The sequence below is a fragment of the Mesorhizobium sp. WSM3626 genome, assembly GCF_000513935.1.
Classification (GTDB): domain Bacteria; phylum Pseudomonadota; class Alphaproteobacteria; order Rhizobiales; family Rhizobiaceae; genus Mesorhizobium; species Mesorhizobium salmacidum.
The window spans coordinates 1-26,399 of the sequence record NZ_AZUY01000012.1 but is presented as its reverse complement, the minus strand read 5'-3'; the positions used below and the strand labels follow the sequence as shown (position 1 = coordinate 26,399).

At 63.3% G+C, this 26,399-nt stretch carries 25 protein-coding genes and 1 pseudogene; 6 read left to right on the top strand and 20 right to left on the bottom strand.

The window, feature by feature from the left end:
* Positions 1 to 109: 109 nt before the first annotated feature.
* Complete coding sequence (locus M653_RS0112055; RefSeq protein WP_027143588.1) at positions 110 to 622, top strand: outer membrane protein assembly factor BamE; 513 nt, start codon at positions 110 to 112, stop codon at positions 620 to 622.
* Positions 623 to 989: 367 nt separating this feature from the next.
* Here the strand turns inward: M653_RS0112055 and M653_RS0112050 are convergent, their stop codons facing one another.
* From M653_RS0112050 to M653_RS0112030, 5 genes are all read right to left on the bottom strand, one after another.
* Positions 990 to 3,131: a sodium-translocating pyrophosphatase gene (locus tag M653_RS0112050; RefSeq protein ID WP_027143587.1), complete on the bottom strand. Its 2,142-nt coding sequence runs from the start codon at positions 3,129 to 3,131 to the stop codon at positions 990 to 992.
* 239 nt (positions 3,132 to 3,370) lie between these two features.
* A complete protein-coding gene (locus M653_RS0112045) occupies positions 3,371 to 4,120 on the bottom strand; it encodes an ABC transporter permease (protein WP_027143586.1) in 750 nt (249 codons plus the stop codon).
* The gene (locus M653_RS0112040) at positions 4,117 to 5,055 is read right to left on the bottom strand and encodes an ABC transporter ATP-binding protein (protein ID WP_027143585.1); all 939 of its coding nucleotides are present in this window, start codon (positions 5,053 to 5,055) and stop codon (positions 4,117 to 4,119) included. The genes M653_RS0112045 and M653_RS0112040 overlap by 4 nt, the downstream gene beginning before the upstream one ends.
* Positions 5,052 to 6,215, bottom strand: coding sequence for an ABC transporter permease (locus tag M653_RS0112035; protein ID WP_032935242.1), 1,164 nt, complete (start codon positions 6,213 to 6,215; stop codon positions 5,052 to 5,054). The genes M653_RS0112040 and M653_RS0112035 overlap by 4 nt, the downstream gene beginning before the upstream one ends.
* A gap of 32 nt (positions 6,216 to 6,247) precedes the next feature.
* A complete protein-coding gene (locus M653_RS0112030) occupies positions 6,248 to 7,126 on the bottom strand; it encodes an ABC transporter substrate-binding protein (RefSeq protein WP_280940102.1) in 879 nt (292 codons plus the stop codon).
* Positions 7,127 to 7,376: 250 nt separating this feature from the next.
* Between M653_RS0112030 and M653_RS0112025 the strand changes: the two genes are divergently transcribed.
* Positions 7,377 to 7,949, top strand: a complete 573-nt coding sequence (locus M653_RS0112025) for an NADPH-dependent FMN reductase (RefSeq protein WP_027143582.1) — start codon at positions 7,377 to 7,379, stop codon at positions 7,947 to 7,949.
* A 14-nt stretch (positions 7,950 to 7,963) separates the two neighbouring features.
* Here the strand turns inward: M653_RS0112025 and M653_RS0112020 are convergent, their stop codons facing one another.
* From M653_RS0112020 to M653_RS0111955, 14 genes are all read right to left on the bottom strand, one after another.
* A complete protein-coding gene (locus tag M653_RS0112020) occupies positions 7,964 to 9,175 on the bottom strand; it encodes an MFS transporter (RefSeq protein WP_027143581.1) in 1,212 nt (403 codons plus the stop codon).
* Positions 9,172 to 9,672, bottom strand: coding sequence for a transcription antitermination factor NusB (gene nusB / locus M653_RS0112015; RefSeq protein WP_027143580.1), 501 nt, complete (start codon positions 9,670 to 9,672; stop codon positions 9,172 to 9,174). The genes M653_RS0112020 and nusB overlap by 4 nt, the downstream gene beginning before the upstream one ends.
* Positions 9,669 to 10,163 (bottom strand): 6,7-dimethyl-8-ribityllumazine synthase, encoded by a 495-nt coding sequence (gene ribH, locus M653_RS0112010; protein ID WP_027143579.1) that lies wholly within the window; start codon positions 10,161 to 10,163, stop codon positions 9,669 to 9,671. Before ribH ends, nusB begins: the two co-directional genes overlap by 4 nt.
* A 108-nt stretch (positions 10,164 to 10,271) precedes the next feature.
* On the bottom strand, positions 10,272 to 10,889 hold the full coding sequence (locus M653_RS0112005) for a riboflavin synthase (RefSeq protein WP_027143578.1): 618 nt from the start codon (positions 10,887 to 10,889) through the stop codon (positions 10,272 to 10,274).
* Between the two features lie 6 nt (positions 10,890 to 10,895).
* Positions 10,896 to 12,032 carry a bifunctional diaminohydroxyphosphoribosylaminopyrimidine deaminase/5-amino-6-(5-phosphoribosylamino)uracil reductase RibD gene (gene ribD / locus M653_RS0112000; protein WP_027143577.1) on the bottom strand — a complete coding sequence of 379 codons (1,137 nt, stop codon included), beginning with the start codon at positions 12,030 to 12,032 and terminating at the stop codon, positions 10,896 to 10,898.
* A 2-nt stretch (positions 12,033 to 12,034) separates the two neighbouring features.
* Positions 12,035 to 12,514 (bottom strand): transcriptional regulator NrdR, encoded by a 480-nt coding sequence (gene nrdR / locus M653_RS0111995; protein ID WP_015318247.1) that lies wholly within the window; start codon positions 12,512 to 12,514, stop codon positions 12,035 to 12,037.
* A 98-nt stretch (positions 12,515 to 12,612) separates the two neighbouring features.
* The gene (locus tag M653_RS0111990; RefSeq protein ID WP_027143576.1) at positions 12,613 to 12,942 is read right to left on the bottom strand and encodes a GlpM family protein; all 330 of its coding nucleotides are present in this window, start codon (positions 12,940 to 12,942) and stop codon (positions 12,613 to 12,615) included.
* 25 nt (positions 12,943 to 12,967) lie between these two features.
* Positions 12,968 to 13,549, bottom strand: coding sequence for a hypothetical protein (locus M653_RS0111985; RefSeq protein ID WP_245262109.1), 582 nt, complete (start codon positions 13,547 to 13,549; stop codon positions 12,968 to 12,970).
* A 114-nt stretch (positions 13,550 to 13,663) separates the two neighbouring features.
* Entirely contained in the window at positions 13,664 to 14,977 is a 1,314-nt protein-coding gene (gene glyA, locus M653_RS0111980) for a serine hydroxymethyltransferase (RefSeq protein ID WP_027143574.1), read from the bottom strand.
* Between the two features lie 178 nt (positions 14,978 to 15,155).
* A complete protein-coding gene (locus M653_RS0111975) occupies positions 15,156 to 16,796 on the bottom strand; it encodes a Na+/H+ antiporter (protein ID WP_027143573.1) in 1,641 nt (546 codons plus the stop codon).
* A 134-nt stretch (positions 16,797 to 16,930) separates the two neighbouring features.
* Positions 16,931 to 18,184 (bottom strand): murein L,D-transpeptidase, encoded by a 1,254-nt coding sequence (locus M653_RS0111970; RefSeq protein WP_027143572.1) that lies wholly within the window; start codon positions 18,182 to 18,184, stop codon positions 16,931 to 16,933.
* 349 nt (positions 18,185 to 18,533) lie between these two features.
* Entirely contained in the window at positions 18,534 to 19,049 is a 516-nt protein-coding gene (locus M653_RS0111965; RefSeq protein WP_013896002.1) for a winged helix DNA-binding protein, read from the bottom strand.
* Between the two features lie 238 nt (positions 19,050 to 19,287).
* Positions 19,288 to 19,710, bottom strand: a complete 423-nt coding sequence (locus M653_RS0111960; RefSeq protein ID WP_027143571.1) for a DUF6163 family protein — start codon at positions 19,708 to 19,710, stop codon at positions 19,288 to 19,290.
* The gene (locus M653_RS0111955; protein ID WP_027143570.1) at positions 19,707 to 20,747 is read right to left on the bottom strand and encodes an enoyl-CoA hydratase/isomerase family protein; all 1,041 of its coding nucleotides are present in this window, start codon (positions 20,745 to 20,747) and stop codon (positions 19,707 to 19,709) included. Before M653_RS0111955 ends, M653_RS0111960 begins: the two co-directional genes overlap by 4 nt.
* 161 nt (positions 20,748 to 20,908) lie before the next feature.
* Here M653_RS0111955 and M653_RS0111950 point away from each other — a divergent pair, with 161 nt between their 5' ends.
* The 3 genes from M653_RS0111950 to M653_RS0111940 all read left to right on the top strand — a co-directional run bounded on the left by M653_RS0111950 (position 20,909) and on the right by M653_RS0111940 (position 23,963).
* Positions 20,909 to 21,727 (top strand): DUF2066 domain-containing protein, encoded by an 819-nt coding sequence (locus tag M653_RS0111950; protein ID WP_027143569.1) that lies wholly within the window; start codon positions 20,909 to 20,911, stop codon positions 21,725 to 21,727.
* Between the two features lie 110 nt (positions 21,728 to 21,837).
* Entirely contained in the window at positions 21,838 to 22,869 is a 1,032-nt protein-coding gene (hemB, locus tag M653_RS0111945) for a porphobilinogen synthase (RefSeq protein ID WP_027143568.1), read from the top strand.
* Between the two features lie 449 nt (positions 22,870 to 23,318).
* Positions 23,319 to 23,963, top strand: a complete 645-nt coding sequence (locus M653_RS0111940) for a dihydrofolate reductase family protein (protein ID WP_027143567.1) — start codon at positions 23,319 to 23,321, stop codon at positions 23,961 to 23,963.
* 99 nt (positions 23,964 to 24,062) lie between these two features.
* Here the strand turns inward: M653_RS0111940 and ppk2 are convergent, their stop codons facing one another.
* Positions 24,063 to 24,983, bottom strand: coding sequence for a polyphosphate kinase 2 (gene ppk2, locus M653_RS0111935; RefSeq protein WP_027143566.1), 921 nt, complete (start codon positions 24,981 to 24,983; stop codon positions 24,063 to 24,065).
* Between the two features lie 283 nt (positions 24,984 to 25,266).
* Here ppk2 and M653_RS1000000134380 point away from each other — a divergent pair.
* A pseudogene (locus M653_RS1000000134380) lies at positions 25,267 to 26,309 on the top strand (aldo/keto reductase).
* Positions 26,310 to 26,399 lie beyond the last annotated feature (90 nt).

Here is a 26,399-nt window from a genome sequence, read left to right as displayed (position 1 = left end):
TGGTCTCCGGGGACCGTTTGTTGAATTGGCCTTGTTGCATCGGCAAGCAAGCTGGTTTACCGGTTTTGCGGCCCAGCGCAAGTTGCGGCGATGGAATGGAGAATTGTTGTTGCGCGCGCTGAATTTCAAGTCGACTTTCACTTCCAGGCCTGCCGGTGCGATCTCGCTGCTGGCTATCGTAGCGGCGCTGTCTGCATGCCACACCAATAAGATGATCGGCGACCTCAGTCCGAGCGAGACGTTCACGCAAGGCTACGTCCTCGATCAGCAGGCGATCGATTCTGTGCCGGTCGGTTCCAGCCGCGAGCAGGTGCTTCTGGCGCTCGGCACGCCGTCGACCACGGCTACTTTCGACAATGAGGCGTTTTACTATATCTCGCAGACGCGCAAGCGCTACGTCGCCTTCGACAAGCCGAGGCTGGTCGACCAGAAGGTGCTGGCGGTCTATTTCGGCCCGGACAGCCGCGTCACTCAGATCGCCAAATACGGCTTGAAGGACGGCAAGATTTTTGACTTCATTTCGCGCACCACGCCGACCGGCGGCAAGGACCAGAACTTCCTCAGCCAGATCATCAACGGCGCCAGCAAGCTGGCGCCCAGCATTCCCGGCGGCACCCCCTGATCCTTAGATACCTGCTTCCCTAGATCCTGCTTCCCTGACTTTTGGGGAACAGAAATGTCTCAGGCGACCGAAAACCCGTGGGAGCGATCCCGCGGGTTTTTGTTTGGCCGGTCCGGCTCGCCAGTGGTGGGGCAAACCCGTATCAAACCGCCAAGCTGGGGAGCTTGGACATGAGCAGTGACGACCGTGCGATGCCGGATGGCTGGACGACGACGGGGACACCCGACCGACAGATCGTGACAGGATGAAATGCTGAAATTTTGTGGCAACCGGCGAGACACGAAATCCCGTTCCTGGTCGCAGCGACCCATCAAATGAAAAATCCGCGGGATCGCTCCCGCGGATTTTCAGATTCAATCGTTGCCGTTCAGCCGTGCGCGAGCACGGCCAGCAGCAAGAGTGCCACGATGTTGGTGATCTTGATCGCCGGGTTGACCGCAGGGCCGGCGGTGTCCTTGTAGGGATCGCCGACTGTATCGCCGGTCACCGAAGCCTTGTGCGCCTCGGAACCCTTCAGGTGCTTGACGCCGTTCTTGTCGGTGAAACCGTCCTCGAACGACTTCTTTGCGTTGTCCCAGGCGCCACCGCCCGAAGTCATCGAGATCGCGACAAACAGGCCATTGACGATGACGCCAAGGAGCGAGGCGCCGAGCGCGGCGAAGGCGGACGCCTTCGAGCCCGAGATCAACAGCACGCCGAAATAGACGACGAGCGGCGCCAGCACCGGCAGCAGCGACGGGATGATCATCTCCCGGATCGCCGCCTTGGTCAGGAGATCGACCGCACGCGCGTAGTTCGGCTTCGAGGTGCCGGCCATGATGCCCGGATCCTCGCGGAACTGCTTGCGCACCTCCTCGACGATGGCGCCCGCCGCGCGGCCGACCGCCGTCATGGCGATACCGCCGAACAGGTAGGGAATGAGGCCGCCGAAGATCAGGCCGGCGACGACGTAAGGGTTGGAGAGATCGAACGAGATTTCGCCCATGCCCTGGAAGTAGGGATATTTGTCGCCATTGGCGGCAAAGAACTTCAGGTCGTTCGAATAGGCCGCGAACAGCACCAGCGCGCCGAGACCGGCCGAACCGATGGCGTAGCCCTTGGTCACCGCCTTGGTGGTGTTGCCGACCGCGTCGAGCGCGTCGGTGGAGTGACGCACTTCCTTGGGCAGGCCGGCCATTTCGGCAATGCCGCCGGCATTGTCGGTGACCGGGCCGAAGGCGTCGAGCGCCACGATCATGCCGGCGAGGCCGAGCATGGTGGTGACGGCAATCGCCGTGCCGAACAAACCGCCGAGCTGGTAGGTGGCGATGATGCCGCCGACGATGACGATTGCCGGAAGCGCCGTCGATTCCAGCGAGACTGCCAGCCCCTGGATGACGTTGGTGCCGTGGCCGGTCACCGATGCCTGGGCGATCGAGTTGACCGGGCGCTTGTTGGTGCCGGTGTAGTATTCGGTGATCACCACGATCAACCCGGTCACCACAAGGCCGATGAGGCCGCAGATGAACAGGTTCTTGCCGGTGATGGTCATGCCGGCAACGGTGCCGACCTCGCCCCAGCCGAGCGTGGCCGAGGTGGCGACGCCGAGGCCAACGACCGATAGAAGGCCGGTCACGATCAGGCCCTTGTAGAGCGCGCCCATGATCGAGCCGTTGGAGCCGAGCTTGACGAAGAAGGTGCCGACGATCGAGGTGAGGATGCAGGCGCTGCAGATGGCGAGCGGATACAGCATCGCCGCACCGAGGACAGCGGTACCGCCGAAGAAGATGGCGGCGAGAACCATGGTGGCGACGACCGTCACCGCATAGGTCTCGAACAGGTCGGCGGCCATGCCGGCGCAGTCGCCGACATTGTCGCCGACATTGTCGGCGATGGTGGCCGGATTGCGCGGATCATCCTCCGGAATACCGGCTTCGACCTTGCCGACCAGATCGCCGCCGACATCGGCGCCCTTGGTGAAAATGCCGCCGCCGAGACGGGCGAAGATCGAGATCAGCGAAGCGCCGAAGCCGAGCGAGACCAGCGAGTCGATGACGATGCGGTCATTGGGCTGGAGGCCGAGGAAATGGGTGAGGATGAGGTAGTAGATCGAAACGCCAAGCAGGGCCAGGCCCGCAACCAGCATGCCGGTGATGGCGCCCGACTTGAAGGCGATGTCGAGACCGGCGGCAAGGCTGTTGGAAGCCGCTTGCGCGGTACGCACATTGGCCCGCACCGAAACATGCATGCCGATGAAGCCGGCGGCGCCCGACAGAACGGCACCGATCAGGAAGCCGATGGCGGCGGTGATCGACAGCAGCCACCAGGCGAGGAGGAGCACGACGACGCCGACGATGGCGATGGTGGTGTACTGGCGTGCCAGATAGGCTTGCGCGCCTTCGCGAATGGCTGCGGAAATTTCCTGCATGCGTGCATTGCCCTGATCGGCCGCAAGGACCGAACGTGTCGCCCATATGGCGTAAAGGACAGAAAGCAAGCCGCAGGCGATGACGGCGGAAATTATGGTCATTGCCGGGTTTTCCTCGATTGTTGGCCCAAAAGAACCCCTCCCTGGGCCGTTGAGACAAAGACGGAATCCCGTGCATGGAATCCCCCTCTTCGCATCGGTGTATGCGAAACAGGGCTGCGAACGTCAAGATATGGTTCGATTTTTGCCCGGCTTTCGCCCAAAAGTCGATGCTGGCGAGTGTCCGTCGCGATCTCTCAGCGGTTAGATCGATTGAAATCGTCCCGACCATCGGGCACCGGTCAGTCCGCCTCTCTGCCCATGCGCCGCGCCGCGTAGCGCTCGACCGCCGACAGTCCGTCATAGATCAGCACGGCAAGCGCCGCCACGATCAGACCGCCCTGCAGGATGAAGGCCAGATTGTTCGACAGCAAGCCGGCGATGATCACCTCGCCGAGCGTCCTGGCCGCCACCGTCGAGCCTATGGTGGCCGTGGCCAGGCTGATCACCACCGACAGCCTGATACCGCCAAGGATGATCGGCGCGCTGAGCGGCAGTTCGACCTTGGTGAGCCTTTGCCAGCCGGTCATGCCGGCGCCACGCGCAGCCTCGACGACATTGGCCGGCAACGTCGTCAGTCCGGTGAGCGCGTTCTCGAAGATCGGCAGCAGACCATAGAGAAACAGCGCGATCAGCGTCGGCTTCTCGCCGAAGCCCACCGCCGGCACGGCGAGCGCCAGCACCGCCACCGGCGGAAAGGTCTGGCCGATATTGACCAGGCTGCGCGACAGCGGCAGGAATTCGGCGCCGGCGGGCCGGGTGACCAGGATGGCGAGCGCCACAGCGACGATGGTGGCCGCGACGGTCGCGATCAACACGGTGCGCAGATGCAGCAGCGTCAGCGTCAGCAGGCTGCCTTGATTGTAGATGACGGGAGCGTTGTTTTCGGTCAGCGGCTTCAGCAACGGCTCGAACCAACCCGGGCTGGTGATGAAGGCAACAAGCAACACCACAAGCGCAAGCCTGAGCAGCAGAGGCAGCCAGGCTTTCATGACGGCCTCGCCGCCCGCTTGACCAGGCCATCCACGGTGACGCGGCCGATCGGCTTGCCGTCGGTGCCCTTGACCGGCAGCGCCGGCCTGCCGGACCAGAGAAGTTCCGCGAGCGCGTCACGCTGGCTGGCGTCGCCGGGGATCGCCTCGCCTTCGGCGGCGCCCTGCTCCACCGCATCGCCCACCCGGCCCAGCGATAGCAGCCTGAATGGCCTTTCGCTGGCGCCGACCAGCGTCTCGACAAAAGCGTTGGCCGGCTTCGCCAGGATCTCCGCCGGCCCTCCATATTGCACGAGCTTGCCGGCATCCATGACCGCGATCCTGTCGCCCATGTGCACGGCCTCTTCCATGTCATGGGTAACGAGGATGATGGTGGTGCCGAAGCGCTTCTGGATCGCCAGCAAATCCGCCTGCGCCTTGGTGCGGATGATCGGGTCGAGCGCGCCGAACGGCTCATCCATCAAAAGAACGTTGGGCTCGGCGGCAAGCGCGCGGGCCACGCCGACGCGCTGCTGCTGGCCCCCGGACAGTTCGTGCGGATAGCGCGGCCCGAATTCCCGGGGGTCGAGCTGGTAGAGCGTCATCAGTTCATCGACGCGGGCCTTGATGCGGGCCTTGTCCCAGCCAAGCAGCACCGGCACGGTGGCGATGTTCTGCGCCACGGTGCGATGCGGAAACAGGCCGTGGCCCTGGATTGCATAGCCGATGCTGCGGCGCAGTTCGTAACCTGGCACCGATCGATTGTCGGCGCCGTCGAGCTTGATGATGCCTGATGTCGGCTCGACCAGCCGGTTGATCATGCGCAGCAGCGTCGTCTTGCCGGAGCCCGAGGTGCCGACAATGACGCAAACCGTGCGCGGCTCGATGACCATCGAGACGTTGTCGACGACTGTCGTCGCGTCATAGCGCTTGGTAATGCCTTCGATCTCGATCATGCCGTTTCAACCCTGCGCTTGGTGGCGGTCATTTCGATTACCGCGTCGAGGATGATGGCGGCGGCGAAGGCGAGCGCCACGGTCGGCACCGCGCCGAGCAGCACCAGATCCATCGCCGTCTGGCCGACGCCCTGGAACACGAACACGCCAAAACCGCCGCCGCCGATCAGCGCGGCGATGGTGGCAAGGCCGATGTTCTGCACCAGGACAATGCGGATGCCCGTCAGGATCACCGGAAATGCCAGCGGAAACTCGACACCGAACAGGCGCTGGCGATCGGTCATGCCCATGCCCCGCGCCGCGTCGTTGGCGGCACGCGGCACGCCGGCAAGGCCGACCACGGTGTTGGCCACCACTGGCAGCAGCGAATAGAGAAACAGCGCGACGAAGGCGGGTGCCGTGCCGATGCCCCTGATGCCGAGCGCGGCTGCTCCCGGCACATGAGTTGCGACCCAGCCAAGCGGCGCGATCAGCAGGCCGAACAGCGCGATCGAAGGAATGGTCTGGATGATGTTCAAGACGTTGAGGACGCCGGCCCGCAGGCTTTCGACGCGGTGGCACAGGATGCCGAGCGGCAGGCCGACGATCACGGCGGCAAGCAATGAGCCGAGCGCCAGGGTCACATGTTTGGAGCCTTCGGCCCAAAAGCTGTCGGCGCGGTTGGAATACTCCTTGAGGATCGAGAGGCTGTCCCAGCGTCCCGAAATCAGCAGCAAGCCGATGGCCAGCGCCGCGACGACAAGCACGCCGACGCGCGCCCAAGGCGACAGGTTGAGCCTGGTCAGCACGTCGGCGAGCAAAAGCGTGACGGCGAAGATGAGAATCCAGAAGCCGGAGGCCGGCGAAACCCTGGCAAAGGTATTGCCGGCCGGAGTGAGGAATGTGCCGGCGACACCGAGGAGCAGCGCCAGCGCGGCAAGCGCCACGACGCTGGCTGCAAGGCGCAAGATGAGCGGCGTCCTGAACAGGGCGACAAGGGCGGCCAGTACGAGGATCGCCAAAAGCAGCGGACCGGTCGTTGCCGGCAGAGCTTCGAGAATCGAGCGCGCCTGACCGGGAACGATGCGGTTGGCGCGGAAGGTGGCGAATGGTGCTAGAAACGCGGCGTAAGCAGCGAGCGCGGCGATGACCACGCCGAGTTTGTCGAAGCGGATGGTCATGCCTCGCACTGACGTCACTTATCGACGCGTAGCTATTTCAAAAACCCGTTCTTCTTCAAAAAGTCCTCGGCGACACCCTTGACCGGCTCGCCGCCGACCTGCACACGTCCATTGAGCTCCTGCAGCGTGACGAGATCGAGCTTGGCGAACACCGGCTTCAGCAGCGTCTCGATCTCCGGGTGCTCCTTCAGCACGGATTCGCGGATGATCGGCGCCGGCTGGTAGACCGGCTGCACGCCCTTGTCGTCAGTCAACACGACGAGGCCCGATGGCGCGATGCCGCCATCGGTGCCGTAGACCATAGCGGCATTGGCGCCGCTGGTCTGGTTGGCGGCCGCCGCGATGGTCGCTGCCGTGTCACCACCCGAAAGGGTGATCAGTTGGTCAGGCTTCAGCGTGAAGCCATAGGTGGTCTGGAAGGCCGGAAGGGCTGCCGCCGAATTGACGAACTCGGCGGAGGCCGCCAGCATCACCTTGCCGCCGCCGGAGACGTATTTGCCGAAGTCCGACAGCGTGACGAGCTTGTTCTCGTCAGTCACTTCCTTGCGCAGGGCGATCGCCCAGGTGTTGTTGGCCGGCGCCGGTGACAGCCAGACGATCTTGTTGGCGTCGTAGTCAAGCTTCTTGGCCGTCTCATAAGCCTTGGCGGCATCCTTCCACGCGGGATCATCGGCCTTCTCGAAGAAGAAGGCGGCATTGCCGGTGTATTCGGGATAGATGTCGATCTCGCCGGCGGTGATCGCCTTGCGCACCACCGGCGTGCCGCCGAGCTGGATGCGATCCGTGGTCTTGATGTTGTTGGCGTTGAGGACGAGCTGGATAATGTTACCGAGCACGCCACCCTCGGTGTCGATCTTCGAGGAGACGACGACCTGAGCGCTCGCGGAAGCCGCCGTGATGGCGAGCGCCATTGCCGCGCTGGCCAGAACCTTGACTGAAAACATTGTGAAACCCCTTGCTGTGAACCGGAATGCGGTGGGCGCATATGAGCATGGCTTCAACGGCCAGTCGGGGCATACGGTTTCATAAGAAGGGGGATCAGCGCAATATTTTTGTTCCAGACGCGCCGATTTCGGCGCGGCGGCAACGGCGGGCTGGCGATCAGACGCCATCGGGTGAATAATGCCGCGAGGGGTGGGCGGCAAACACGGAGAGCGTGTCATGGCCATACACAAAGTCGGTTATCTCATCGGCAGCCTTGCCCGGGAATCCATCAACCGCAAGCTCGCGAAGGCGCTCGTTCAACTTGCCCCTCCCGAGCTCGAAATGACGGAAATCGGCTTCAAGGATCTGCCGCTCTACAGTTACGACTACGACGCCAATTTCCCACCAACCGCCCAGGCTTTCAAAAAGGCGATCGCCTCCGTCCAGGCCGTGCTGTTCGTCACCCCGGAGTACAACCGCTCGATACCCGGCGGACTGAAGAACGCAATCGACTGGGCCAGTCGCCCCTACGGCAAGAATTCATTCGCGCGCAAACCGTCGGCCGTCATCGGAACATCGCCGGGCGCCATCGCGACCGCCGTCGCCCAACAAAGCCTGCGCAGCGTTCTGAGTTTCTGCAACTCGCCGCAGATGAATGCGCCGGAAGCCTATATCCAGTTCACGCCTGAGCTGATCACGGATGAGGGCGAGGTGACGGTTGAATCCACCAAGGACTTCCTGCGCAATTATATGGCTGAGTTCCATATGTTCATAGCGCGGGTGCTTCAGGTGCTGCCGCCGGACGCATAACTTTCAAATTGGCGTCAAGCCGGCCGCAAGCTTGTGATCTTCAGCGCGCCGAGTGCCACGAAGCAAAGTGCGGCGACCGGAAAGATCATCCAGTTGAGCATCGTCCAGCCCCAGGCGTTGTAGACCATGCCCGACATCAGCGACGCGCAGGCGACGGAGCCGAACAGGACGAAGTCGTGGAAGCCCTGCACCTTGCCCTTTTCGGAAGGGTGGTAGCTGGCCGCCACCATGGCGGTGGCGCCGATGAAGGCAAAATTCCAGCCGAGACCGAGCAGGATCAGCGCCGTCCAGAATTGCCACAGCGCCAGGCCCGACAAGGCAACGACGGCACAGCCGGTCAGCAACAGCAGGCCGGTGGCGACAACGCGCTCGGCGCCGAAGCGATGGATCAGCGAGCCGGTGAAGAAGCTTGGCCCGAACATCGCCATGACATGCCAGGAGATGCCCAGCGTCGCATCGTCCTCGGACAGGCCACAGCCGACCATGGCAAGCGGCGCGCCGGTCATGACGAAACTCATCAGCGCGTAACTGCCGACGGCGCAGAAGAGCGCTGCGACGAAACGCGGCTTTGTGACGATTTCGGAAAGGGGTCTGGCATCGCCGTCGGCAACGTCCACCTTGCTCGCGGCCCTCGCCGGCAAGCGCAGGAACGACAGGATGATGGCGCCAACCGCCGCCAGCGGCAGGATCGAGGCGAAAGAACCGGCAAACATGACAGGCGCGAACAATTCGCGGGTGAAGATGACGATCTGCGGCCCGAGAATGGCGGTGATGATGCCACCGGCGAGCACGAAGGAGATGGCGCGCGCCTTGAACGCCGGCGGCGCGTTGTCGGCCGCGGCAAAGCGGAACTGCTGGACGAAGGCGCCGCCGACGCCGATGACGAGCAGCGCGAACGCGAACAGCCAGAAGCTGCCGTGGAACAATGCCAGGGTGGCGACCAGCCCGCCGAGCGCGGTGACGACGGTTCCGGTCATGAAGCCGCCCCGCTGGCCGAGCCATCGGATGATGGCCGCCGCGGGCAAGGCGCCGAGCGCCACGCCGAGATTGAAGCCGGTGATCGGCGCCGTCGCCAGGGATTTGTCGGCGCCGAGCAGATATTGCCCGGCCAGCGCGCCCATGGAAATGGCGATGGGGGCGGCCGAACCGATGATCGCCTGCGAGGCGGCGAGGATCAGCGCGGTGCGCCGCGCCTCCTTGCCCGCCTCGACGGCAATGGCCGTCATGATGCGTCCTTGCCGCGGCCCTCGCCACGCACACGGCGTGACACACGGTCGAGCACGGCGTTGACCAGCTTCGGCTCGTCCTCCTCGTAGAATGCCTTGGCGATATCGACATATTCGGTGACGATGACCGCGACAGGCACGTCCTCGCGCTTCATCAGCTCATAGACGCCCGCGCGCAGAATGGCGCGCAGTGTGGAATCGAGGCGCGACAGCGGCCAGTCGTCGGTCAGCGCCTGGCGGATAATTGGATCGATGGTCTTCTGGTTCTCTACGACGCCTGTCAGGATAGCGCGAAACCATTGCGCGTCCGCCTCGCGGTAGAGTGCACCGTCGACTTCCTTGCCGAGGCGGAACGCCTCGTACTCGGCGGTGATCTCGAACACCCCGCTGCCGGCTACATCCATCTGGTAGAGCGCCTGCACAGCGGCCAGACGGGCAGCACCGCGCTTGTTGGCGTGGCGCACCACGGGCTGTCCTGGCGAAGCGGGTTCGCTCACGATCGCGCTCCCAATTGTTCCTTCAGCGCGATCATGGTCAGCGCCGCACGCGCGGCAAAGCCGCCCTTGTCGCCTTCCGAGCGCTTGGCCCGTGTCCACGCCTGTATATCGTTCTCTGTGGTCAGGATGCCGTTGCCGATGCAGACCGAGTACTGCACGGACAAGTCCATGAGCGCACGGCTGGATTCATTGGCGACGATGTCAAAATGATAGGTATCGCCACGGATAATGGTGCCGAGCGCGACAAAACCGTCATAGCCGGTCCCGCCTTCGGCCATGCCGTCGAGCGCGAAGGTGATCACCGCGGGAATTTCGAGCGAACCGGGAACAGTGACGACGTCGTAAGTCGCGCCCGCTTCATCGAGCGCGCTTGTCGCGCCGTCGAGCAGCGCGTCGGCAAGGTCGTCGTGAAAGCGCGCCTCGATAACAAGAAGGTGCGCCTTCGCCTTGGGACGAATGAACGCCTTGCCGTGTTGGGATGTGCCAGCCATAAATGTCTCCGGGGTCGCCGGTGACTTAGGCCGAAGCCGGTTTGATCGCAAGCGGAAGATTGTCTGCAGGCGTATCAGATTGCCGTGGGCCGGCCTGTTCCGCAGGCTTCAAAGCCCCTCTTTCGCCGCCTCCGCCAGCCGCGCCGCGTAGCGCGCCATGGTGTCGATCTCGAGATTGACGCGGTCGCCGGTCTTGCGCTCGCCCCAGGTGGTGACGGTCAGCGAATGATGGATCAACAGCACGTCGAAGCGGGTGCCCGCGACGCTGTTGACGGTGAGCGAGGTGCCGTCGAGCGCGACGGAGCCTTTCGGCGCGATGAATTTCGCCAGATCGCGCGACGCTTCCAGCGTGAAGCGCACCGCATCGCCCTCATCCCTGCGCTCCACGATCTCGGCGGTGCCGTCGACATGGCCCGAAACGATGTGGCCACCGAGCTCGTCGCCGATCTTCAGCGCCCGCTCCAGATTGATCCTGGTACCTGATTTCCAACCCGCCGCCGTCGTCAGCCTGAGCGCCTCTTCCCAGGCCTCGACCTCGAACCAGCGCGCATTCGAGCCGCTGTCGGCCAACGCCGTGACCGTCAGGCAGACGCCGCCGCAGGAGATCGAGGCGCCAATGGCGATGGTCCCGGGATCATAGGCGGTGTCGATGCGCAGCCCCACCCCTTCCCGCAGCGGCTTGACGGCGGCCACGGTGCCGATATCGGTGACAATCCCGGTAAACATCGATCGCTATCCCTGAAAATCCCTGATCCATTCGGCGTAACCGTCTTCGCCGAACCGCATCTCGCGCAGCTTGCGAAAACCCGCCGGGATATGGTCGGCATCGACAGGCGATGCAATGCCGTCTTCGCCGATCGCTTCCGGTCCCTGGAACAGCACGATGCGGTCGACCAGCCCGTCGACCAGGAAAGCGCTCGCCACCTTGGCACCGCCCTCGACCAGCACGCTTGCCATGCCGAGCGCCGCCAGGTCTTCGAGCAGCTCCGGCAATGCGACGCCGCCCTCGTGCGTTTCCGTGCCGATGAAGCGCACGCCGGCGCGTTCGAGTGCCGCCCGGCGCTGCGGATCGGCCTCCAGGCAAGCCGCGACATAAAGCGGTACGCGGTCGACACCGGACACCAGCTTCGAGCCCTCCGGCAGCCTGGCCTGGCGGTCGAGCACGATGCGTGCGGGTGAACGGTTCTCCAGTCCGGGCAAACGCACCGTCAGCGCCGGATCATCTTCCAGCGCCGTGCCGATGCCAACCAGGATGGCGTCCGCCTCGGCGCGCATCAGGTAGACTTCGCGGCGCGCCATGTCGCCTGTTATCGCGACCTGGCCGGCGCCTTCCATGCCGATCTTGCCGTCGCTGGAAAGCGCAAGCTTCAGGATAACTTCTGGGCGTTTTCTCAGAGAGCGAATCAAATAGCCCGCCATCTGTTCGGCAGCTTCGGTGGCCAAGACCTTTTCCACCATTTCGACACCGGCGTCACGCAGGATGGCATAGCCTTTGCCGGAGACCCGCGGATCCGGATCGCTGGCAGCGCCCACGACACGCGCGATGCCGGCGTTGAGCAGCGCGTTGGCGCAAGGCGGCGTGCGGCCGTGATGGGCGCAAGGCTCGAGCGTGACATAGGCGGTGGCGCCCCGCGCGAGTTCGCCGGCCTCCGCCAGCGCCTCGGTCTCGGCGTGCGGCCGGCCCCCAATCGCGGTGACGCCGGTACCCACGATCATCGGGCCTGAGCCGTCGTCACGCACGATGATGGTGCCGACGGATGGATTGGTCGAGGTGCGACCGGCGTTCTTGCGCGACAGCCGCAAGGCAGCGGCCATGAAACGGCGGTCCAGGGCCGCTTGCTCGGCCTCGTTGCGTTGCGGTGCTGCCATGCTCAGCCGGCGTCCTCTTCGCTCTTTTCCTCGTCCCCCTTCAGCTCGCCGAGCAGCTCGTGGAAATCCTTGGCCTCGCGGAAATTGCGATAGACCGAGGCGAAGCGCACATAGGCGACATCGTCGAGCGATTTCAGTGCATCCATGACCAGCCGGCCGACCTCGCCGGAAGCCACTTCCGTTTCGCCGGAACTTTCGAGCTGGCGCACGATGCCGGTCACGGCGCGGTCGATGCGTTCGGGGTCGACGTTGCGCTTGCGCACCGCGATCTCGACCGAGCGCAACAGCTTGTCGCGGTCGAACGGCACTTTTCGCCCTGATTTCTTGACCACGACGAGGTCGCGCAACTGCACGCGTTCGAACGTGGTGAAACGGCCGCCGCAATCGGGGCAGACACGCCGCCGGCGGATCGCCGCGCCGTCCTCGGCGGGGCGCGAATCCTTCACCTGCGTATCTTCGGACTGGCAATAGGGACAGCGCATGGAGAGCCTTGGGTTCGCGAATCTGGTGAGGTGAAAAGGCTTAGAGCCTTTCCGGTCCGGATTGAAGCAGTTCCGTTTCTTCGACGGCCTGCCGCGCCTCAGAGATAGCGAGGCGCGAGGAAGATTGCCAGCGCGGCAAGCAGCCAGACTGCGATGCCGCCGGCAACAGCCAGGCGATAGTCGACCTTGTCGATGAACAGCCAGCAGGCGCCGAGGAAGGCGAGATAGGCCGGGATCGTCTTCATTCCGGCAAGGCAGGCATCGCGGAATCCGCCTGGATCGCCCTTGGCGCCGACAGCGAGCAACGCGATGATGGCAAAGGTCGGCGCCAGCGGCAGGATCCCGGGTAAGACATTGCCCCGCTTGGACGCCCAGACGATCAGGGCCGTCACCAGCCCGCCGACCACGCCTTTCCAGAGAATGTCCATGGCCCCGCTTGCTCCAGCCAAGCCGTTAAGGCGCAACATCCTTGGTTGGGAAGCCGCAAGATTTGCCGAGATTGCGATAGGCCTTTGTGAAACCGTCCATCGGAATGCTGGCGACGGCCTGCTTGCCGAAGGTGACGTCGAGCGATGTGACTTTTCGCATGGCCCGCAGCAACGCCAGACTTGTCTTGGCCTGGTTGTCTATCGTCCAGCTGGGACGGCCATTGACGGCATCGTTGGAGTAAACCGTCGCGGAAACTTTGACGCCCGGATCGCCGAAGATGGCCGCGATCTTCTTGTCGGCCGGCAGGGTCCGGTTGTCGATGGTGATCATGATGGCCGGATAAGCATCGGGCGGCAGCGCGTCGCCGGTCGAGATCGACAATGTCAGCGTGCCCGAATTGCCACCCGCGTCGAAGAACGCCGTGGAGGCCGCGCAGGTCTTGTGCGCATCCTGGCCGGTGTCGAGCGTATCGACCATGGTCGTCCATCGGCCGAAACTGCTGGTGGCGGGCATGTCCGGAGCGGGCTGCGTCTGCGCCAAAACGGACCCGCAAGCAGCCAGCCAACCGAAGGCGCCAAGTGAGGCAAGACAAAAATCGCGCATCATCAATTCTCCAGTTCCATGCGTCACCCGATCAGGGGTGACGCACTGCCGGCGGATAAAAGATGACGCGTCGCGCCCGGTCAACCGAGATAGGATGGTCAAGCGGGATAAGGATGGTCAACCGAGATAGGAATAGAGCGGGAATCGATCGGTCAATGCGACGACCTTGGCCTTGACCGCCGCCTCGACCGCGGCATTGCCTTCGTCGGAATTGGCGACCTTGAGCCCATCCAGCACCTCGGCGATCAGCTTGCCGATTTCACGGAATTCGGCCTGGCCGAAGCCGCGCGTGGTGCCGGCCGGCGTGCCCAGCCGCACGCCCGAAGTGACGAAGGGCTTTTCCGGATCGAAGGGGATGCCGTTCTTGTTGCAGGTGATGTTGGCGCGGCCAAGGGCCGCTTCGGCGCGTTTGCCGGTGGCGTTCTTGGGCCTGAGGTCGACCAGCATCAGGTGGTTGTCAGTGCCGCCGGAGACGATATCGAGGCCCGTTTCCTTGAGGCTGGAAGCCAGCGCCTTGGCGTTGGCGGCGACGCTTTCGGCATAGACTTTGAAGCTCGGCTTCAGCGCTTCGCCGAAGGCCACCGCCTTGGCGGCAATGACATGCATCAGCGGACCGCCCTGCAGGCCGGGGAACACCGCCGAATTCATCTTCTTGGCGATGTCCTCGTCATTGCACAGGATCATGCCGCCGCGCGGGCCGCGCAGCGATTTGTGCGTGGTGGTCGTCACCACATGGGCGTGCGGCAAGGGCGAGGGATGCACGCCGCCGGCAACGAGGCCAGCAATGTGCGCCATGTCGACCATCAGATAGGCGCCGACCGCGTCCGCGATCTCGCGAAAACGCTTCCAGTCCCAGATGCGCGAATAGGCGGTGCCGCCGGCCAGGATCAGCTTCGGCTTGGTCTCGTGCGCGATCCTCTCGATGGCGTCCATGTCCAGCAGATGGTCGTCCTTGCGCACGCCATAGGAGACGACCTTGAACCATTTGCCGCTCATGTTGACCGGCGAGCCGTGGGTGAGATGGCCGCCGGAATTGAGGTCGAGGCCCATGAAGGTGTCGCCGGGCTGCAGCAGCGCCAGGAACACCGCCTGGTTCATCTGGCTGCCGGAATTCGGCTGGACGTTGGCGAAGTTGCAGCCGAACAGCTTTTTCGCGCGCTCAATGGCCAGTTCCTCGGCCACGTCGACGAACTGACAGCCGCCATAGTAGCGTTTGCCCGGATAGCCCTCGGCATATTTGTTGGTCATGATCGACCCCTGCGCTTCGAGCACGGCGCGAGAGACGATGTTCTCCGAAGCGATCAGCTCGATCTCGTGGCGCTGGCGACCGAGTTCATTGCGGATGGCGCCGAAGATCTCCGGATCAGCATCTTCCAAAGTGGTTTCGAAAAAGGATTCGAATTTGTTGGACGCCGCCGCTGCTGTTGCCATGGCCTGAGTTCCCCGGGGTTGGAAGGGCAAATTCGTGGATGCAGTCGTCCCAAACCACTGGGCGGTTCTGGGCGACATGCATTGCGTTCGCCGGCCATTAACACAGTTGTTTTGGGCTCGCCACGTTTGCGGCGCGAAATTTGCTGGCCGGTTTGCGGCAAAGGATCGGGGCGGACCGCTATTTCCTGTCCCGCCGCTGCTTCAGCAAGGCCTCGGCCAATGTGATTTCGGAAAACAGGGCGCGCATCGTGTGATCATTGATCTCTTGGCTGCGGAACATGTCGCGTAGCGCGGATCGCTCGGCTTCGATGCCCGCCGCCCTGAGTTCGAGATCCAGCCTGCCGGCCTCACGGGCCTCTGCGCGGGCCTCGTCGGCTTCGTCGGAAGCCGCGATGCGCCGCCGGTAGCCGGCCACGATGCTGTCGGCGACGGCCAGCCGGGCCTCGACCGCTTCGCCCTCGCCTGCCTCGTTGGCGATGCTCTCGATCCTGGCGATCGCCGCACTGGCGGCGCCGACGCGCGCCCGGCGCTCCTCCGCGGCGGCCGGATTCTCGCCTGGCTCGACCAGTCCCCGCGCGATCCTGGGCAAGGCAAAGCTGGCGATGACCAGCGAGCAGATGATGACGCCGGCGGCGAGGAAGATCACGACATCGCGTGCCGGAAAGGGCGAGCCATCCTGCAAACCCAGCGGCAAGGACAGGATGCCCGCCAATGTGATGGCGCCGCGCACGCCGGCCACGGAGCCGGCGAGCCGGACGCGAAATCCGAACGGCTCGGCCTTGCGCTTGCCCACACGCGCCGCGATCGCCTGGGCGATGTCCCCGACCCAGATCCACAGGAAGCGCAGCCCGATCAGGCAGAGCGTCAGGATCAGCACCGTCGCCACCGGCTCGATCAGCCAATGCCGGCTGGACAACTCCGGCGGGACCTTGCGGATAATGTCGGGAAGCTGCAGGCCGAGCAGAATGAACAGAGCGCCATTGAAGACGAAAGTGAGCGTCGCCCAGAGCGACAGAATCTGCATGCGCGCCGACACGCCGAGGAAACGGAACATGCCGCTGACCCCGGTCAGCAGGCCGGCGGTGACCGCCGCCAGGATGCCCGAGGCTCCGACATGTTCGGCGCCGAGATAGGCGACGAAAGGCAGCAGGATCATCACGAGAACCTGCGCCTCGGCCGGCACGCCGCCGATGCGGCTGAGCAGTTGCAGCGCCTTGGCGGCGATGAACAGGGCCGCGACACCGGCCAGGATGCCAGCGGCGACGGCGTAGAGGAAGCTGAGCGAGGCTCCCGCGAAAGAGAAGCTGCCGGTCAATGCCGCCGCCACCGCAAAGCGGAACATGACGAGACCCGACGCGTCGTTGAGCAACGACTCGCCCTCCAATATGTGCATCAGCCGGGCCGGAACCACATTCCTGTCGACGATCGAGGACACCGCCACGGCGTCGGTCGGCGACAGCACGGCGGCCAGCGCGAAAGCGACGACGAGCGGAATGCTCGGCACGAGCCAGTGCAAGGCATAGCCGAAGCCGACAATGGTGAAGAAGACCAGGCCGATGGCGAGATCGAGTATGGGTCCGCGCAACGCGACGAGTTCGCGTTTGGGCGCCGCGAAGGCGTCACCGAACAGAAGCGGCGGGATGAACACCAGCAGGAAAAGTTCCGGATCGATCTCGACATGCAGGCCCCCGGCGGGCCAGGCCAAGGCCGCGCCGATGGCGATCTGCAGCACCGGCAACGGCACCCGAACCAGCCGGACGAGCGCGCCGGACAGCGCCACGAAGACAAGCACGACGAGAATGAAGATGGCGACGTCCATGGCACGATTCCGGCTGTCTGCCGACCATGCGCAATAGCCGGAGCTTCGTCCAGCCGGTCGAACGGCTGGAAATGGCGGCGTCCGCAATAAAAAAGCCGCCCTGAGAGCGGCTTTTTTGCAAAAATATCAGCTCGTTATAGCGAAGACGTGATCTGCAGTTCGCTGGCACCGTCGAGCGCGTAGACGTCGTCGCGGAACTGGACGACGCCGGGTCCTGTCGACCACGCCGAGAGATAGAGGAAATGCACCGGCACCGGGTTGGTGACCTGGATCGGCGTGTTCTGGCCGGTCTTGATAGCCGCCTCGAAATGCTGGCGGTCCCAGCCGGGCGTGTCGCGCAGGATCCAGGTGACGAGATCGCGCACGTTCTGGACGCGCACGCAGCCCGAGGAATCGAAGCGCATCATCTTGCCGAACAGGCTCTGCTGCGGCGTATCGTGCATGTAGACGCCGTCCGGGCTCGGGAAATTGATCTTGACCGACGCCATCGCGTTTTCCGAACCGGGATCCTGACGGAAACGGTACTTGGCGGCATCGTCGGTCGACCAGTCCACATTCATCGGATCGACTTCGCTGCCATCGGGCGCGAACAGGCGGATATGGCTGTTCTTGAGATAATCGGGATCCTTCCGCATCAGCGGAATAATGTCCTTACGCACGATCGAGACCGGGGCGTTCCAGTACGGATTGACGATGATCTCGTTGATCTTGGAATTGACGATCGGCGTCTGGCGATCGATCTTGCCGACGATCGCGGTGTGGCGAAGCACGACGCGGTCGTTCTCGACCGCCTCGATCTGTGCGGCAGGAATATCGACCAGCACATAGCGGCTGCCCAGCGTGCCGGCCTTCTCTTTCAGCCGCTGCAGATTGGTCTGCAGCTGGCCGAGCCGGATTTGCGCCGAAACATTCATCGCGGCGTAGGTATACTTGCCCATCGAGCCGTCAGCCGGCAGGCCATGGCGCAACTGAAAGCGCTTGACCGCCGAGTCGACATAGGAATCGAAAGCCGTCGAAATGCCGGCGCTCTGCGACAGGTCGCCCGCCATCATCAGGCGCTTGCGCAACGGCACCACGTCCGGGTCATCGACGCCGAGTTGCAGTTTCTTGGTCGCGGGAACGTCGGTCCAGCCGCCCTGCGCGACGATGTTCTGATATTGCGCGACCGCCTGCTCGGTGAAGGCGACGGTCTGCGGGCTGAAGATCGGCAGCGTCGAGGCCACCTTGCCGCCTTCGCTGGCGCGGGCATCGAACTGATCATCCCAATTGCCGCGGGCCGAGGATTTCAGGATATCCCCGATCACATCCTGCGCACTGGCACGGCCGGCCACCATGGCGGCGGCGAGCGCGGAGGCTCCGGAAAGGAAAAAGCGGCGGCTGGTTCTCATGGACGTTCCAGACATTCTTGTAGCGTTCGATCACTTGCTGCGTCGATCATCGCGCGATCTCGCCCGCACTCTAAAATCGGCAATCTTAACAATTAGCCAACCATGGTCCGTATCACATTGGCGACAAAGGCAAGAGGCGCGATGCGGTTGCGGGTGGACGCATGGTCTTCACCACAGCATCACTGCCACTCTCGGTTCCACTGGAATATGGCGGCAACGTGGCCTTGGCCCGTAATTTGCTTTGGCCGGACGCAAGAAAGAAAAGACCGGTGCTTTTCGGCACCGGCCCTGACTGGAGGTCGCTGTTATGGCCACGCTTCTGCGGCGCGGCTCCGTTTCCTGGATGATCTTACATCCGGTAGGCGATGGTGTCGTTCCAGAAGCGGTCGAGCCGCTGCAGGGCGCGGTTCATCTGCTTGAACTCGTCGGTGTTGATGCCTCCGACCTGTTCGATCGAGCCGACATGGCGTTCATAGAGACCGGCGACCACATCAGCCACTTCATTGCCTTTCGGCGTCAGCGAGACGCGGACCGAACGGCGGTCGATGCGTGAGCGCTGGTGGTTGATGAAGCCGAGATCGACCAGCTTCTTCAGATTGTAGGAGACGTTCGAGCCGAGATAGTAGCCACGTGAACGCAGCTCGCCGGCGGTCAGTTCGGAATTGCCGATGTTGAAGAGCAGCAGCGCCTGGATGGCATTGATGTCGGAACGGCCGTTGCGGTCGAATTCGTCCTTGATGACATCAAGCAGACGGCGGTGCAGACGCTCGACCAGCTGCAGCGATTCCATGTACAGGGAACGGATAGCCTCGCGGCGATCGTCGGAAACGTTGGCGGTCTTGGCCGCCGGACGCGAATTGATCATTGTCTTTGCCTCTCGTTTGTCGCCCTGGTGATTTTTTGTTTTTCACCTTGATCGCGACACTATCGAATACTCATAAAATTCGACTTAAACGCTAGGGCTAACAAGAGCTTACCGGTAAGAGGTTTCGGAAGACGCTTAACGAACGGTCACCCGAGCAAGGTCGATTAACCTAAAGATTTAGGCAATGATCGCCGGGGCGGATTCGAGCGGTCGCCAGGTCGTCAACCCGTACAATGGCTTAGTGTCGTGCCGGGCGTTTCTGCAGATAGATGACGACGCGAAAGACGATGTAGAGCAGCGCCACGCAGGCATGCGAGACGATGATCAGGAGACGGTGGCCGAAAAGCTCGGGAAAGCCGGCATACATGACGGTCTCGGTGACCGCGCATATGAACCAGATCACCGGACCCCAGGACGCCAGCATCCACAACCCGGCCGCAGCGAAGGGAAAGAACACGGCGAGCATCACCGCCGCCACCTGCCAATGCACCGGCATAAGATCGAAGCGCCACAGCGAGCCCGGATAGAATCCGATCAGCTTGATCCAGTACAGGATGCCGAACATCAGGCAGTAGCCCGCGATGACGCGCTGGAACCAGGCGAAGATCACCTCGACCGTCGAGGGCTGCAGGACGACGCGTCTCGATGTCACTTCGCTCACAGCCCAAGCTCCCGATCGCCGAGCGGAGCGAAATAGGCCTCGACATCCGCCTCGCTGACGGCATCGATCTTTGCCGGCCGCCATTGCGGCTTGGAGCCCTTGTCGATGATGGCGGCACGGATGCCTTCGTAGAAATCGTGGCCGGCCAGCATGCGGTTCAGGATACGGAACTCCATCCTCATGCAGTCGTCCATCGACAATGTCAGCCCGGTGCTGATCTGGCGCCAGGCGACGCGAAGGCTGGTCGGCGAGCGCATGCGGATCGTCGCCAGCGTCCTGGCCGCGAATTCGTCCTTGCCCGCGCGATCCAGGCTGTCGATGAGGTCCGGCAGCGAAGGTTGGGCGAAATGGCGGGAGATCGCCTCCAGGATGGGCCTGTCGGTCTCCCGCTTGGCCGGAACAAAGAACCCGCGCAGCACCGATTCCGGATCGCCCGTCAGCGCCAGCCGGTCGAGGAAGCTCGGCTGGTCCTCGGCCTTGATGGTGTGGGTGGCCAGCCCCGACCACAGCGCATCGCCATAGCGGATGCGGTTGCCGGTCAGCGCCAGATACATGCCGAAGGAACCGCCAAGATCGGGCAGCAGATGACTGGCGCCGACATCGGGGAAAAAGCCGATGCCGACCTCCGGCATGGCGAACTGGGCATTCTCGGTCATCACCCGGTGCGAACCGTGGAAGGAAATGCCGACCCCACCGCCCATGACGATGCCGTCGATGAGCGCCACATAGGGTTTCTTGAAACGGGCGATGTAGGCGTTGAGCCGATACTCGTCGGCGAAGAACTCGACCGGCGGTTTTCCAGCCCGGCCGGCTTCGTAGATGTGCAGGATATCGCCTCCGGCCGAAAACGCCCTGCCCTCGGCCTTGACCACGACGACATCCACGCCGTCGTCCCGCTCCCAGGAACGCAGGGCCTCGCCCAGCGCCTTGACCATGCGATGGGTGACGGCATTGAGCGCCTGCGGCCGCGTCAGGGTGACGACGCCGGCCCTGCCCAACCTTTCGAAGCGAATTTCGTCGCCTCCACCAAAATCCATCGCCAGAGAATCCTTCCCCGCGCCTGCGGGACTGAAGTGCTAAAGGCGGCGCATGGGTGCGTCAATGGCAGCAGTCTGTCGGCCGCGGTCTTGGCGGCAAGTGGCAGCCGATGCTAGACGTTGGCGGCCATTACGGCAGGCCAAGAGCCGGATAGTGAGCCATGCCGCAGTTTTTGCGCCTTGTCGTTGTTCTGAGTTGCCTGTCTGCGTTGTGGGCAACCAATGTCCCCGCGGGGGCAACCGACCTTGGCGACCTTTACCAATCGCAGACCATCGTCACCGGCCAGGGTGAAGAAAACCGCCAGCTCGGCTTCAGGACTTGCCTCGACAAGGTCCTCGTCCGTGTTTCGGGCGATCAGCGGCTGCTTGCCAGACGCGAAATGGACGCGTTGCGCGACAAGGCCGGTAGCTTTGTCGACAGCTTTCGCTACCATGACCGGCTGGAGGGTATTCCGATCCATGACGAGCAAGGCACGCATGACCGGCCGCATGACCTCACCTGCCTCTACAAGCCCGATGTGATCGACAAGGTGCTGGCATCGCTTGGCAGCAGACCCTGGCTTGGCGAGCGGCCGACACTCGCCGTCTTCCTCACGACTGAACAGGGCACTCGGCATTTCGTGCTGAGCGCCGAGGAAGGGCGCGGCGAGACGATGCGCGAATCCTTCGTCAATGCCACCGGTCCAACGCTGATGCATGTCGTCTTTCCGAAGGCCGCGCAGCTTGGGGACCTGGGCGAAGCGCTGCGGGCGGTCGACATGGCGAAACTGGATTGGCTGGCCAAACGGGCCGGTGGCGACCGAGCGCTCGCCGGCAGCATCGTATGGAGCGATGAGGAGCTAGGCTGGATCGCCGATTGGCGACTGGCCGATCGCGGCAAGACCTATCGTTGGCAGGTGCTGGGTGTCAGCTTCGACGAGGCGTTCCGTGTGGCAATCGGAGGCGCGGCACAGATCCTTTCGGGCAATGGGCAGCCCTGACCAATAGGTGGTGCGACAGCGCGGTGGCAGCTTTGACCCCTGGCACAAACGTGTCGCATTGGTCAGCACAAGGGGCTCGTGGTAAAAGCCGCCGATCCGGAGTTTTGGCCATGAACAAATTCACCCCAGCAAAACCCGCCGGCGCGCGCAGCGTCGACGACGTCACCGGCAGCCGCCGCCTGCGCCGCATGCGCAAGGCCGACTGGTCGCGCCGGCTCGTGCAGGAGAACAGGCTTTCGGTCGACGACCTGATCTGGCCAATCTTCGTCGTCGAGGGTAGGAATGTCCGCGAACCGATCGCCGCCATGCCCGGCGTCTTCCGCCTGTCGGTCGACCTTGCCGTCAAGGAGGCCGAACGCGCGGCCAAGCTCGGCATCCCGGCTCTTGCCACCTTCCCCAATGTCGACCTCGGCCTGCGCGACCAGACCGGCTCGCACATCCTCGACCCGGAAAACATCATCAACCGCGCCACCCGCGCGATAAAGGAGGCGGTGCCCGAGATCGGCATCATCACCGACGCGGCGCTCGATCCGTTCACCAGCCATGGCCATGACGGCATTCTGCGCGACGGCATCATCGTCAATGACGAAACCGTGGAACAGGTCGCGGCGGCGGCCGTCATCCAGGCGGCTGCCGGCGCCGACATCATCGCGCCATCAGACATGATGGACGGCCGTATCGGTGCCATCCGCGACGCGCTCGACGCCAACGGTTTTCAGGACGTGGCGATCATGTCCTACGCCACCAAATTCGCCTCGGCCTTCTACGGCCCCTATCGCGAAGCAGTCGGCACCGCCGGCCTGCTCAAGGGCGACAAGAAGACCTATTATATCGACCACGCCAATTCGGACGAGGCGGTGCGCGAGGCCGAACAGGACATCGCCGAGGGCGCCGACATGCTGATGGTGAAGCCCGGCCTGCCCTATCTCGACATCATCCGCCGGCTGAAGGACGAATTCCAGATGCCGACCTTCGCCTATCAGGTGTCGGGCGAATATTCGATGATCAAGGCGGCCGGCGCCAATGGCTGGATCGACGGCGAGAAGGCGATGCTGGAATCGCTGCTCGCCTTCAAGCGTGCCGGCTGCGACGGCATCCTGACCTATTTCGCTCCCGAAGTGGCGGAAATGCTGAAAGGCTAGCCTCAACGTCCCGGGCAAGGCCTTTCAGTAGATGTCACCCCTCTTCGATCGGTCGGCAATTCCTTCGAATTCCCGCTGACAAAAACCGGCAGCTGCAGCTACAATAACCGCACTGCCGGAGGCTGCCGGCAGCCGCACCTCGGCCAAGAGGTATGGCTAACGCCTCCAGAGGATGCTTCCTGACCCGGTTCCCTGTCGGGGTCGGGCGTCGTCAATGCGGGCACCACATCCGCTTCGTGAAATTTACAGGCGAATGAGTTGATATCGCGGCTGACTCGACGGCCGCCACTGGCTGTCCGTGCCGACCGCTACACAACAGTCTGGACATCGCTTGGTGCAAAGGTCTGGATAGATGTCTTTCGATCCGAAAAAATACCGCTTGCAATTCAAAATCAGTTTGCTAGAAGAAAACCACTTGCAAAACACAACTGGTTATCGAGGAGGTCTTCATGTCCAAGCTTCGCGTCAACGCTTTCAGCCTCTCCCTCGACGGCTACGGCGCCGGGCCTGATCAGAGTCTGGAAAATCCGCTCGGCGTCGGCGGAATGGCCCTGCACAAATGGGCTTTCAGCACCCGCACCTTCCGCAAGATGTTTGGCGAGGAAGGCGGCGAGACAGGCGTCGACGAGGACTTTGCGGCGCGCAGCTTCGAGAACCTCGGCGCCTGGATCCTCGGCCGCAATATGTTCGGCCCGATCCGGGGTGAATGGCCTGACGACAAGTGGAAGGGCTGGTGGGGCGACAATCCGCCCTATCATGTGCCGGTGTTCGTGCTGACCCACCACGAGCGGGCGCCCATCACGATGGAAGGCGGAACGATTTTCCATTTCGTCACCGGCGGAATCCATTCGGCGCTAGAGCAGGCAAAATCAGCGGCCAGCGGCAAGGACGTGCGGGTCGGCGGCGGCGTCTCCACCATCCGGCAATATCTCCAGGAGCGGCTGATCGACCAGATGCACCTGGCGATCTCACCGGTGCTGCTGGGCAAGGGCGAAAACCTTTTTGCCGGCCTCGACATGCCCAACCTTGGTTATCAGTGCACCGAACAGGCGGCAACGGCACTTGCCACACACGTGGTCATCAACAGGGCTTAGGCCGAGCCCTTTTGGCGGTCTAACCAGTTAGCCCTGCGCCGCCCCGCATCCGCCCTTCGGGCACCTTCTCCCCGTGAAACGGGGAGAAGGAAAAGTTTCTCAGTATTTCTCCGGCACGTAAAGTTCGCGCGGCAAGACCTGGCGTTCGTATTCGGGGTTGAAGACGCGCTCCGGCAGCGTGATCTCCTCGTGCGGCACGTCTTCGTACGGCAGCTGCTTCAGCAGATGATCGATGCAGTTCAGGCGCGCGCGCTTCTTGTCGTTGCCCTCGACGATGAACCAGGGCGCTTCGGGGATGTTGGTGCGGGCGAAAGTCTCCTCCTTGGCCTTGGTGTACTGTTCCCAGCGCACACGTGACTGCAGGTCCATCGGCGACAGCTTCCACTGCTTCATCGGATCATGGATGCGCATCAGGAAGCGCATCTGCTGTTCTTCGTCGGTGATCGAGAACCAGTATTTGACCACGGTGATGCCCGAGCGCACCAGCATGCGCTCGAACTCCGGCACGTCATGGAAGAACTCCTCGACCTGCTCGGGGTTGGCAAAACCCATTACCCGTTCGACGCCGGAGCGGTTGTACCAGGAGCGGTCGAGCAACACGATCTCGCCGCCTGCCGGCAAATGCGGGACATAGCGCTGGAAATACCATTGCGACTTCTCGCGTTCGGTCGGCGCCGGAAGCGCCACGACGCGGCAGATGCGCGGATTGAGCCGCTGGGTGATGCGCTTGATGACGCCACCCTTGCCGGCGGAGTCACGGCCCTCGAAAATCACCACCAGTTTCTTCTTGTGATAGGCGACCCAGGATTGCAGCTTGATCAATTCGGACTGCAAGCTGATCAGGTCGCGAAAATATTGCATGCGATCGATCGAAGGCGGATGCGAGTTCTTGTAGATCTTGGCGATCTCCATCGACAGCGCCGGCTCCGACATTTCGAGCTCATAATCTTCGTCGAGCGTGTCGGCGAGCTCGGCTTCGAGCCAGTCCTTGGCAGGGGAATTCTGTTTTAGCTCGGTCATATCAGCTGCTCCGCTTGCAAGCCCTGTCGGTTACCACTGGGCGCCCCAAATTGCTGGCCAGCGGCCGAGAATGGAAACACCTGAGCCGACTTCAATATAGGCCGGCGGTGACGGTTTTATTGCAGCCCGGGCGCAATTGCCGCCACGGCGGATTCGGCGATGTGTGATCGATCCCATTCATTCTACGGCGACAAGCCGGCCGAATTGTCCTACAAATCCGCGGTCGCGTTCCAGGCCTGCCCCTTGGCGGCACGCCTCTTCAACAAAATCGTGAGGATCTGACATGGAATACCGCACCCTTGGCCGTTCGGGCCTGAAGGTTTCGACACTGACGCTTGGCACCATGACCTTCGGCGGCGCCGGGCCCTTCGCCGCGGTCGGCAACAGCGATCTCGCCGAAGCCAAGCGGATGATCGACATGTGCATCGACGCCGGCATCAATCTCATCGACACCGCAAATGTCTATTCGAACGGCCTGTCTGAAGAGATTATAGGCGAAGCGCTCGGCGGCAAGCGCAAGAATGATGTGCTGATCGCGTCCAAGGCGCGGATGCGGATCGGCAAGGGCCCGAACGACGAGGCCTGTCGCGCCATCATCTGATCCGCGAATGCGAGAGAAGCCTGAAGCGGTTGAAGACCGATGTCATCGACATCTATTTCGTCCACCAGTGGGACGGCCTCACCCCGCTCGAGGAAACCGTTGCCGCGCTCGACACTTTGGTCAGCCAGGGCAAGGTGCGCTACATCGGCTGCTCCAACTATTCCGGCTGGCAGGTGATGAAGGCGCTTTCCATCAGCGACAGCCGTCACCAGCAACGCTTCGTCACGCAGCAGATCCACTACACGCTGGAAGCGCGCGAGGCCGAGTACGAGCTGCTGCCGATCTCGGTCGACCAGGGGCTGGGCGTGCTGGTCTGGAGCCCGCTCGCCGGCGGCCTGCTGTCGGGCAAATACCGCCGCGACAGCCCGACCGCCCGCCAGCTCGCCGGCTGGTCCGAGCCGCCGATCCGCGACGAGGACCGGCTGTGGCGGATCGTCGATGTGCTGGTCGACATCGGCAAGGATCGTGGTGTGTCGGCGGCGCAGGTGGCGCTTGCCTGGCTGCTCGGCCGCCCTGCCGTCTCGTCGCTGGTGATCGGCGCCCGCGACGACGTCCAGCTGAAGGACAATCTCGCGGCCGCCGCCCTGGAGCTCGGAACCGAGGAACGCCAGCGCCTCGACGCCGTCAGCCGGCCGCCCCTGCTCTACCCCTACTGGCACCAGCAACTGACGGCGAAGGATCGCTTCGGCCCCGCCGACATGGTTCTCGACCGCAGCGACATCTGATCAGCAGCATCGGGCCGAGCACAAGAGCTAGGGCGTAGTGACGATTTAACTACCTGAGCCAGATAGCGATAGCGGCAAGTTTGACAAAGC

Bases quoted from the DNA above. Each gene is read 5' to 3' on its own strand.
- M653_RS0112050 (WP_027143587.1), bottom strand. From the start codon at position 3,131: ATGACCATAATTTCCGCCGTCATCGCCTGCGGCTTGCTTTCTGTCCTT.
- M653_RS0112045 (WP_027143586.1), bottom strand. From the start codon at position 4,120: ATGAAAGCCTGGCTGCCTCTGCTGCTCAGGCTTGCGCTTGTGGTGTTG.
- M653_RS0112040 (WP_027143585.1), bottom strand. From the start codon at position 5,055: ATGATCGAGATCGAAGGCATTACCAAGCGCTATGACGCGACGACAGTC.
- M653_RS0112035 (WP_032935242.1), bottom strand. From the start codon at position 6,215: ATGACCATCCGCTTCGACAAACTCGGCGTGGTCATCGCCGCGCTCGCT.
- M653_RS0112030 (WP_280940102.1), bottom strand. From the start codon at position 7,126: ATGGCGCTCGCCATCACGGCGGCTTCCGCGAGCGCTCAGGTCGTCGTC.
- M653_RS0112025 (WP_027143582.1), top strand. From the start codon at position 7,377: ATGGCCATACACAAAGTCGGTTATCTCATCGGCAGCCTTGCCCGGGAA.
- M653_RS0112020 (WP_027143581.1), bottom strand. From the start codon at position 9,175: ATGACGGCCATTGCCGTCGAGGCGGGCAAGGAGGCGCGGCGCACCGCG.
- ribH (WP_027143579.1), bottom strand. From the start codon at position 10,163: ATGGCTGGCACATCCCAACACGGCAAGGCGTTCATTCGTCCCAAGGCG.
- M653_RS0112005 (WP_027143578.1), bottom strand. From the start codon at position 10,889: ATGTTTACCGGGATTGTCACCGATATCGGCACCGTGGCCGCCGTCAAG.
- ribD (WP_027143577.1), bottom strand. From the start codon at position 12,032: ATGGCAGCACCGCAACGCAACGAGGCCGAGCAAGCGGCCCTGGACCGC.
- nrdR (WP_015318247.1), bottom strand. From the start codon at position 12,514: ATGCGCTGTCCCTATTGCCAGTCCGAAGATACGCAGGTGAAGGATTCG.
- M653_RS0111990 (WP_027143576.1), bottom strand. From the start codon at position 12,942: ATGGACATTCTCTGGAAAGGCGTGGTCGGCGGGCTGGTGACGGCCCTG.
- M653_RS0111985 (WP_245262109.1), bottom strand. From the start codon at position 13,549: ATGATGCGCGATTTTTGTCTTGCCTCACTTGGCGCCTTCGGTTGGCTG.
- glyA (WP_027143574.1), bottom strand. From the start codon at position 14,977: ATGGCAACAGCAGCGGCGGCGTCCAACAAATTCGAATCCTTTTTCGAA.
- M653_RS0111975 (WP_027143573.1), bottom strand. From the start codon at position 16,796: ATGGACGTCGCCATCTTCATTCTCGTCGTGCTTGTCTTCGTGGCGCTG.
- M653_RS0111970 (WP_027143572.1), bottom strand. From the start codon at position 18,184: ATGAGAACCAGCCGCCGCTTTTTCCTTTCCGGAGCCTCCGCGCTCGCC.
- M653_RS0111965 (WP_013896002.1), bottom strand. From the start codon at position 19,049: ATGATCAATTCGCGTCCGGCGGCCAAGACCGCCAACGTTTCCGACGAT.
- M653_RS0111955 (WP_027143570.1), bottom strand. From the start codon at position 20,747: ATGGATTTTGGTGGAGGCGACGAAATTCGCTTCGAAAGGTTGGGCAGG.
- M653_RS0111950 (WP_027143569.1), top strand. From the start codon at position 20,909: ATGCCGCAGTTTTTGCGCCTTGTCGTTGTTCTGAGTTGCCTGTCTGCG.
- hemB (WP_027143568.1), top strand. From the start codon at position 21,838: ATGAACAAATTCACCCCAGCAAAACCCGCCGGCGCGCGCAGCGTCGAC.
- M653_RS0111940 (WP_027143567.1), top strand. From the start codon at position 23,319: ATGTCCAAGCTTCGCGTCAACGCTTTCAGCCTCTCCCTCGACGGCTAC.
- ppk2 (WP_027143566.1), bottom strand. From the start codon at position 24,983: ATGACCGAGCTAAAACAGAATTCCCCTGCCAAGGACTGGCTCGAAGCC.